Genomic DNA, 9,382 nt, shown 5'->3' with positions numbered 1-9,382 from the left:
CATCTACCTTAACTTGATGATTTTTATCTAAATTATCAGGGGATTCCTCAGCACTTAGTCTCGCCTTTTCTAGTCGGGTCGTGGCTTTTTCTATATCACCGTCTTCAATGAAATCACTAAAAATCCTGACGGCGATGTATGACATATTTATTGGTGTGTCTCTATCAAAATATTGTGTAAGACCTGAAGCTGAATGTAAATGCTCTTTGCCGATAATTGAAAATTTTGTTTCAGGATTCTTTGCATTAATATTTGTAGATATACCAAAATTAGTATTAATATATGACTGAGACTCCATACTAGTTATGTAAAGCAGCACTTTCCTCGCATCTTTATTTAACTTTCTTTTTTTGTTCAGAATGAAAATATCTGTTGGAGCGAGTTCATATCTATTTATTTTTTCGTTTATAGTGGGAAATTTAGCAAATTCTATATCTTCTGACATTTTATTACGCGCTAACTCACTTTCAACAAAGTTACCCGACAACAACATTGCAGCTTTGTCTCTTAACATGAATGGAAGGACCTCTTTCCAATTTAGGTCTTTTTTGGGGACTATACAGCCTGCTTCCAATATTCCCTTCCAGCTTTCAAACGTTTCTATTACCCTCGGATCTAAATAGGATATATCACCTTTGGTTAGTTGTTTGTAAAACTCTAGTCCATGAATCCTCAAATTCAGATAGTCGAACCATGCAGCAGCTGGCCAAAATTCACTGAGCCCAATAATTATAGGACTGATGTCTAGAGAGTTTAGTTTTGTGCATAGTACTTCCAATTCTGAAATGTCTTTCGGGAATTCCTCAAATCCTGCCTTTATTAGCAATTTTTTTATAGAAAAACCCCCAATGATAATAAGAGAAAGGGATTGCATATTGTTTATTGTGAACGCTCACGGAATCAATAATATTTTTTTCAAAATTATCGTAAAGCTTGCCCTCTAACCAAAGGTCACTTATATCTGCAGCATACCCATTGTTTACTACTTCAGTTAATGAATGACCAGCTTTACCCCAAACAATATCGGCACTATCATCTCCTTGAAATAAACTATCAAACTTCTCCTTGTAGGTGAAATTATCATAAACCATCAGTTCGACTTTGATATCAGGGTTTTCTTTTTCAAAGTTTCTTACAATTTTATAATATCGATTTCTATTTTCGCCAGTTTGAATCTCTATGGCAACTTTGATGGTTTCTGCATTCAAAGAATAACTTGCAGTAAAACTAATGATCAAAGTTATCAAAAATTTCATAAACCTATACCCCTATAAACCCATACGTTTTTAACTTAGCTCACTCTAGACTCTAGATCCAGCAATAGGGAAGCTATTCTCCTCAATTAGTTAGTAAATTTATAGCTCCCCCCGATACTGAAAGACCAACTGAGATCATTCTGGATCAGAGGACTGCTTGAATCATGGTGTTCAAACTCTAGCTTGGTGAGAATCATCCACTGCGAGCTAATGTCATATAAGCCAATTAAGCCTGTTTGGTATACCCAAGTATTATCGGCATCGAATTTTTTAAGGTTTGAATTCTGAGATTCTGCATTTGAAACAGAATATAAATGACGAGCCAGCTTTTTTCTCGATAGTCGACTTCAAAATAGGGCGTTAATGAAAACGCATCGAACGGTAATGGCAGGGTTTTACCAAGATGAAGTTGTACTTCATAGCCATTGTGTTCGTTGGTCACATCTTGAAGGTAAGTCAATCTAGCTCCCACACTACCCAGTGTTATGCCAAGCTCTCCGTTTCCATCACGATCTTGGATGCCATTTGGAATGTCATTAAATTGAGAGTCAACCTCGGCAAACCGCCAATTACCAGTTAATCCCACATATGGCAAAACGGAAACGTTGACTAAGCTGCCATCAATAAAACCATATTCGCCGTTATAGAAAAGATTGGGCTCAATAGAAAAACTACCTTTTTGATCAGATGAAAATACGGACTCGCCAAAAGCACCACTTAATCCGATAAAACCAAAATCATCATTTTTATCTTCTTGTGCAGCCACAATGAGAGAAAAAGCACTTAAGCAAAAAAATAAAGGGTGCGGTGTGATTGAATATACATAAGATTCTCCTTGTTCATAACAAAAAGAACGCTCATTCTCAAAAAAGATTACAACTCACTATATAGCCAATACATCTAACTTATACGGTATTCATAAAGAAAAATTAAGCCACCCTAAATCGGATGGCTTGGTTCATTCGTTCAATATTTATCTGCTAGCTATCAAATAAATACAGGTACTCACCATAACCTTGTTGCTCTAATTCTTCCTTGGGAATGAACTTCATTGCTGCTGAGTTCATACAATAACGCAACCCAGTTGGGGCAGGGCCGTCTTTGAATACGTGACCTAAATGAGAGTCTGCAAAGCGACTTCGAACCTCGGTTCTTGGGTAAACAAGGTAGTAATCGGTTTTAGTCACTATGTATCCTTCGTTAATCGGTTTGGTAAAGCTTGGCCACCCTGTACCTGATTTGTATTTATCAGTTGAAGAAAATAGCGGCTCGCCAGAGACTATATCAACGTAGATGCCTTCTTGCTTGTTATCCCAATATTCATTATTGAACGCTTTTTCAGTGCCTTCTTTCTGAGTTACGTAGTATTGTAAACTGGTTAACTTATCTTTAATTTCTTTATCCGATGGCTTCTTGTATGGCTTCACATTGGCAACAGCGTTATGTTCATCAATCAATTGACGTAGTGTTTTAGGGTTTTTCTCTCTGTCAGCACCAAAGATGTCATTTAGATACTGATCTCGCCCTGATGCATAGCGATAGTAGTTATAACGAATCTTGTTATGTTTGTAATAGTCTTGGTGGTAGGCTTCTGCCGGCCAGAATTTAGAGAATTCAATCAATTCAGTTTTTAGCGGTTTTTTAAAGATTCCAAGGTTTTCAATTTCATCCATAAAATCTCTCGCAATCTTCTTTTGCTCATTATTATGATAAAAAATTGCAGGACGATATTGAGGGCCGCGGTCTACAAAGGATCCTTTGTTGTCTGTTGGGTCAATGTGACGAAAGAACTGATCGAGCACCTGTTCGTAGCTGACAGTATTCGGATCAAATTTCACTTCAATGACTTCAATATGTCCTGATTTACCAGAAGATACCTGCTTATATGTCGGATTTTCCAATTCACCACCTGAGTAGCCTGAGACTACATCGGTCACACCATCGAGCTTTTCTAGATCAGACTCAGTGCACCAGAAGCAGCCTCCCGCTAGAGTCGCTATTTCATAACCATCAGCGTTTTTAGTGTTTACTTCCGTTTTAGCAGCGCCTAAAAATGACGCCAGGGCTGCCATTAGAGCAAGGGCAGAAAGGACTATCTTCGACTTAACTTTCATATCAACCTCTTCGAATACTTTGTCTTTGATTAATAAGAAAGGTCAGAGCAAGAAAAAATTGCATTTAATATGACTTTTTAATTATACGAGTTATGGATACAAAAAAGGCAACCTAAGGTTGCCTGTGTTTGATTAAGATTATTGGACTAGCCCAAAGAGGGGAGAACGCCAGTAGTAATTAGGATTTGAGCGGTAATTATCACTAATCCGACTGATCCACTAATCATAAGTCCTAGATTACCGCCAATAACCTGATATGTTTCCTGATTGTTTTGACTCACACGGGCTTTTTTAACCATCAATACAGGAAGAAAAATGGCGAGTACCGCGAGAGATATGGCCGCGTAACCTAAGGCCATAATAAAGCCTTGTGGGTAAAATAGAGCAAACCCCATAGGCGGCAGGAATGTGATTGCGCCTATGATAACGCGGTTGGATGACTCTTTCTTTTTGTTGAAGGTATCGCCCAAAAACTCGAATAAGCCTAAGCTAACACCCAAGAACGAAGTCAATAGAGCAAGATCTGCAAACACACCAATAGTCTGGCTTAGGTTTGACTGATGAACTTTGGTTGATAAGGTCGCAATAAGTCCACTTAAGCCTTGGTTCTCTATTAATGTATCTTGGCTGACAACCCCTAGGGTCACGATTTGCCAAAAAACATAAACGATTAAAGGAATAGAAGAGCCTATGATGATGGCTTTTCGAAGTGATGGCGTGTTGCCATCTAGGTAATTGACGATCGCAGGAATGCTGCCATGGAAGCCAAAAGAGGTAAAAATAACCGGTATCGCAGCCACAATTAAGCCTTGCTCTATTGGCATGCTAAGGAGATAAGATTCAGTAACGTTTGGGGCGAGAAAGCTTAATGCTGTCGCCATAGCGATCAGCTTAACAGCAAATAGGACTCGGTTTACCTTATCTACGGTACTTGTACCAATGGTTACCACTGAAGCTACGATAAAGGTAAATAAAATTGTCGATGAAGTACCGCTTAACTCAAAACCCGTAAAATAAGCTAGGCGTTGACCAAATTGAGCACCACCTCCGGCTATGTAGGCCGCACATAAAGAATAAAACAGAAAAAGCATAGAGAAACTGGCTACCCATTTCCCTTTACTTCCCAAAAACTGTTTAGCAAGAGTGTGCAGAGTAGCACTTGAATCCGCATGTTGGTGCAGCTCAACCATTAATAGAGCTGTGTATGACATCAATGCCCAAAGTGCAAACATAATAATCAGTGATGACGAAAACCCTATTCCAGCAGAAGCCAGTGGTAGAGCGAGCATTCCTGCTCCAATGGTCGTCCCGGCAATGATCAAGGTGCTGCCTAGTACTTTTGATTTCTTCATGTATTATTTTCTTTACAGTGATTTGTTATGGGTCTTAACGCTTTTGTATATGACAAATTACGTTTTATATCTTATTGAATAACGCATTTTGTAAAAAAAAGACGTTCATTTCAAGTGGTGTGTACATGTTTTTGTTCATTGGTGTAATTAATATTTTACATTATTTCACAGTAAAGTGGGGTTCATCCTGCTTAGGCTGTTCAAAAACCAACCTATGGCTCAAAGCTTCTTAACATCATTTTTTCAAAAAAATGTCATAAAGTTGGTGTAAAACGGTTGGGTAAACTTTATAGTCGAGTTGAGACTTGGAAATAAGTCTTTAGAAACGATGTATACAAGGGAGGTCAGAATGAGCGACCAAATCGTAAACGATGAATGTCTTGAGTTAATAGATGCGATGGAAATAGGTTTTACCTTGTCAGATTATGAGCGGGTAGCCGATGAGCTGATAGATGAAACGTTAAATTAATCATCTTATATACATTCATACCAAGATAGAGCCAGTGCAAAAGCGCTGGCTTTGTGCTTTTATGTTACTTGTCTTTTTATTTTGTAGAAGCCGATGAATTATCTTGCCCATTTGCATATCGCATCGTACTGTCAGTCAAGTTTACTGGGTAACTTACTTGGTGATTTCGTCAAAGGTGATCCAACCGCTCGTTTTACCCCTTTGATAGTGCAAGGTATTAAGTTGCATCGTTATGTGGATAGCATGACGGATGGACATGACCAAGTTAGAAGAGCAAAACAATTATTTCTTGGTAGGCGTAGGCGATTTTCTGGTATTGCTCTTGATATGTTTTGGGACCATTGTCTTGCATCAGAATGGCAGCGATATCATCAAAGTAACTTGAGCGATTTTTGCAAAAATGCAGAATATAGAGTTCGTGAAGAGTACGATAACGCTTTACCAGAACGATTTATGGTGGTCACCGATGCAATGTGGAAAGGTCGATGGTTAGAGTCTTACCAAAGCATAGAAAATATACATTTTGCGTTGCAAAGAATATCAACACGTTCGTCTAGAATGGCAGAGTTAGTTTCCTGTTCTGATACGTTAGACCTACACTATGACTGCTTGAAAAGTATTTTTCATGTTTTATATCCTGAGATACTCAACGCTTCGAAAAGATTTTGATAGAATGCTAATCCCTGTTTTATCTGGAAATCTAACATGCCTTCATTTGACCAATTAGGCTTATCTCCAACTTTAACCAAAACTCTAAACAAATTGGGGTTTAACACTCCGACACAGATACAAGAGCAAGCAATACCTGTTGTTATGCAAGGAAAAGACGTGCTTGCTGGAGCACAAACAGGAACTGGCAAAACAGCGGCTTTCGGGCTGCCAATACTGAATAAAATACTAGACGCTGGTGATGAGCGGGATCGGCAATCTAACGATGTACTGGCTTTGGTTATCGTTCCGACACGAGAGCTGGCGCAGCAAGTATTCGAGAGTCTTATCGCTTATGCTGAGTCAACAGAGATAAAAATTGTTACCGCATATGGTGGAACCAGTATCAATACGCAAACTCGTAATCTTGAACATGGATGCGATGTCCTTATTGCTACGCCAGGTCGATTACTCGATCATCTGTACTGCAAAAATATAAGCTTAAAAAAAACTAAATACTTGGTACTAGATGAAGCAGACCGTATGTTGGACATGGGCTTTATGCCTGATGTACAACGTATTCTTAAGCAGATAAATGTTACCCGCCAGACTCTATTTTTTTCAGCAACTTTTGATAAAAAAATTAAAGCCATTGCCTATCGACTGATGAATGAACCTGTTGAGGTTCAAGTCACCCCATCCAATAGCACTGCGGAAACCATTAAGCAGATGGTATATCCTGTCGATAAAAAACGAAAAGCCGAATTACTCGCTTATTTGATTGGTTCTCGAAATTGGCATCAGGTGCTCGTTTTTACCAAAACCAAACAGGGTAGTGACTCTCTGGCTAAGGAATTAAAGCTGGATGGTATTGTTGCGGCATCAATCAATGGAGACAAAAGCCAAGGTGCTCGTCAAAAAGCGCTTGATGATTTTAAATCTGGCAAAGTGAGGGCATTGATAGCGACTGACGTAGCGGCTAGAGGCTTGGATATCAATCAGCTAGAGCAAGTTATAAACTATGATATGCCTTATAAAGCAGAAGACTATATTCACCGTATTGGGCGGACTGGTCGCGCAGGGCATGAAGGCATGGCCATTTCTCTGATGAGTAAAGATGAGGAGTATCTACTTACAGCAATAGAAAGGCTGTTAGACACACGTTTGCCGCAAGAATGGCTGCAAGGTTTTGAACCCAGCTTGGAAGGTACGGGAGAAAATGAGCTTAAACAAACTAAGCGTAGCAAAAGCCGTTCTGCGGAGAAGCGAAAACTTAAAGCTCAAATGAAAATTCATTCTAATAGAGGAAAGAAGAAGCCAAATAAATAAAACTGCTCGTTGTGATACATCAAAGGACTTGATATGCGTTTAGAACTATTGTCAAAAAAGTATGATAAAAAACTACTTGAGTTTGAACTTGAGAATAGAGATTGGTTCGAGTCAATGATCCCTCCTAGAGAGCCCGAGTTCTATTCTTTACAGGGAGTCACAGAGCATATCCAATTATTTCTGCTAGAGCATCAAGCAAGAACTTTAATCCCAATGTTAATTATTGATGATAAAGGGAATTTAGTTGGAAGGATCAATGTATCCAACATAGACAGCAATAAAAATCAGGCACATATTGGTTATCGCGTCGGTAAAGTGTTCACAAATCGTGGGGTCGCGAAGTATGCGGTGGCTAATATGGTGCGAATAGTAGAAAAGTTTGGCATTAATGAGCTGTTAGCCTACGCCTCAACAGGAAATATTGCATCTCAAAGAGTACTTAAGACCAACGGCTTTAAAGCTAACAGATTGGTATCAAACTATGCTGAATTACATGGTGTACCGATTGACTGTATTGAATTTAAACGTTTAATTTGATAAATATTTTATTTCTTATTAAGTTTTTCCATATAATCAGTGCCTTAAAAGTAAATAAAGGAGTTAGACTGAGATGGAAATAATCTTTGTACGCCACGCAGAACCTGATTATATTCTGGCTGATGAGTATAAAATGAATCAGATTGAAAAAAACTTTGCGCCTTTGACTAAAGAAGGTCGATTGGCAGCCAAGGAGCTTCAAACTCATCATGAATTCCTCGATGCGGACTTAATTGTCTCATCACCCTACACGAGAGCACTGCAAACGGCTTCAATCATAAACCAATCGCTCGAGTTGGACCTTGAAATAGAGTTTAACCATTAGAGAATGGCTTGCGGATAAAGAGGGAGGCTATATCTCATTAAAAGAAAGGGACAGGCGCTGGGAAGAGTATCGCTCTGATGAGGTTGTGCTGAGCCCACCATACGAAACCGCATCGGAACTTGTTGAACGGACCAGAAAAGTACTAAACCAGTATAAGAATTACAAGAAGGTGATTGTAGTATGTCACTTCAATGTGATAGAAGCTATTACCGGTAAGATGGAAGAAGTATTGCCTTTTGCAGGAACTATCAGTTACCAGTACATATGAGCAGTTCAAGTTTACAGTAGTACTCAATATAAGAAATGATTTAAATATGGACGCTGTATCATTATTGGCTTTTGACTAAAAGCCAATAATATCAATTTTTTGCAGATTGTTTTGTGTTTTTTTAAGAGAGACATGTTAAGTCCGACCTTGACTTAACCTAACCATGCACTATTACTTACCGTTAGTATCTATTAATGCTGAAGGAACAGTGTTCGGAGTCACTATGAAAAAAACCCTAGCTTTACTTTGTACAGTTCTAGCCTCTACCTCAGTCTTTGCAAAAACCAATGTTACCGTTTTTGGGGATGACTCTTATCCACCATATTCTTACATTGATAGCGGTCGCATGACTGGTATATACACGGTTATTCTAGAGCGCATTTTCGAAAAAATGCCTGACTACAATGTAACCATAAAAGGTGTTCCGTGGAAACGAGGACTACTTGAGATAGAAGGTGGCAAAAACTTTGCCTTGTATCCTCCCTATAAACGTCCAAAGCAGCGTCCGTATATGGAATATGATATGTCTATATTGGATGAAAAGCTTGTTGTAGTGTGCCAGAAATCTGTTCTTAGCTCACCAAGACCTAACTGGCCTGGCGACTATATGGGGTTGACTATTGGTAACAATTCAGGGTTTTCTGCAGGCGGAGATGAGTTCAAAGCTGCTGTTAAAGCTGGGAAGATAAAACTCAGTGAGACGAAAGGAACGCCTAAGAACTTACTCAAGCTTATCGCTGGGCGTGTGGACTGTTACATGAACGACGCCCTATCGATACAGTGGGAGCTGAAAAAGCTTCAGAAGGAAGGCAAGTATAACGGCTCAACTATTGTAGAAGGTGCGACAATCAGTTCAGAACAAGGCTTCCTAGGATTTGCTACCAAAGGCGATAAATTCCCATTCAAAGATGATTTCAAGTCACAATATCACAAAATCCTTTCGGAAATGAAAGAGAGTGGTGAAGTAGACAAAATCATTCAAGAATATGTGAAATAGTGTAAGAGTTTGCATAGACAAGCGGGAGTTAATCTCTAATGCCGATCAGTTAAACATTAATCGGCAGATCAATTGAATGATCCCATC

8 protein-coding genes and 2 pseudogenes are annotated in these 9,382 nt (G+C 39.0%); 6 read left to right on the top strand and 4 right to left on the bottom strand.

Annotation, left to right across the window (positions count from 1 at the left end):
• The 4 genes and pseudogenes from AAFM34_RS19280 to AAFM34_RS19260 form a co-directional block, all read right to left on the bottom strand.
• Positions 1-1,091: pseudogene (locus AAFM34_RS19280) on the bottom strand (ABC transporter substrate-binding protein); the annotation flags it as partial.
• 251 nt (positions 1,092-1,342) lie between these two features.
• Positions 1,343-2,025 (bottom strand): annotated as a pseudogene (locus AAFM34_RS19270) (MipA/OmpV family protein).
• Between the two features lie 211 nt (positions 2,026-2,236).
• On the bottom strand, positions 2,237-3,370 hold the full coding sequence (gene msrB, locus AAFM34_RS19265; protein WP_341665635.1) for a peptide-methionine (R)-S-oxide reductase MsrB: 1,134 nt from the start codon (positions 3,368-3,370) through the stop codon (positions 2,237-2,239).
• Positions 3,371-3,516: 146 nt separating this feature from the next.
• Complete coding sequence (locus tag AAFM34_RS19260; protein WP_341665634.1) at positions 3,517-4,722, bottom strand: aromatic amino acid transport family protein; 1,206 nt, start codon at positions 4,720-4,722, stop codon at positions 3,517-3,519.
• Positions 4,723-5,284: 562 nt separating this feature from the next.
• Between AAFM34_RS19260 and AAFM34_RS19255 the strand changes: the two genes are divergently transcribed.
• The 6 genes from AAFM34_RS19255 (at position 5,285) to AAFM34_RS19230 (ending at position 9,295) form a co-directional block, all read left to right on the top strand.
• Positions 5,285-5,860, top strand: coding sequence for an ACP phosphodiesterase (locus AAFM34_RS19255; protein ID WP_341665633.1), 576 nt, complete (start codon positions 5,285-5,287; stop codon positions 5,858-5,860).
• Between the two features lie 36 nt (positions 5,861-5,896).
• A complete protein-coding gene (locus tag AAFM34_RS19250) occupies positions 5,897-7,168 on the top strand; it encodes a DEAD/DEAH box helicase (RefSeq protein ID WP_341665632.1) in 1,272 nt (423 codons plus the stop codon).
• A gap of 33 nt (positions 7,169-7,201) precedes the next feature.
• Positions 7,202-7,705 (top strand): GNAT family N-acetyltransferase, encoded by a 504-nt coding sequence (locus AAFM34_RS19245; protein ID WP_341665631.1) that lies wholly within the window; start codon positions 7,202-7,204, stop codon positions 7,703-7,705.
• Positions 7,706-7,778: 73 nt separating this feature from the next.
• Positions 7,779-8,030: a histidine phosphatase family protein gene (locus AAFM34_RS19240; protein ID WP_341665630.1), complete on the top strand. Its 252-nt coding sequence runs from the start codon at positions 7,779-7,781 to the stop codon at positions 8,028-8,030.
• Positions 8,031-8,115: 85 nt separating this feature from the next.
• On the top strand, positions 8,116-8,298 hold the full coding sequence (locus AAFM34_RS19235) for a hypothetical protein (protein ID WP_341665629.1): 183 nt from the start codon (positions 8,116-8,118) through the stop codon (positions 8,296-8,298).
• A gap of 223 nt (positions 8,299-8,521) precedes the next feature.
• The gene (locus tag AAFM34_RS19230) at positions 8,522-9,295 is read left to right on the top strand and encodes an ABC transporter substrate-binding protein (RefSeq protein ID WP_341665628.1); all 774 of its coding nucleotides are present in this window, start codon (positions 8,522-8,524) and stop codon (positions 9,293-9,295) included.
• The last annotated feature ends 87 nt before the right edge of the window (positions 9,296-9,382 follow it).

It is taken from the genome of Vibrio sp. (assembly GCF_038138445.1).
GTDB lineage: Bacteria > Pseudomonadota > Gammaproteobacteria > Enterobacterales > Vibrionaceae > Vibrio.
The sequence above is the reverse complement of the archived record's forward strand: the minus strand, read 5'-3'. Positions and strand labels throughout refer to the sequence as shown.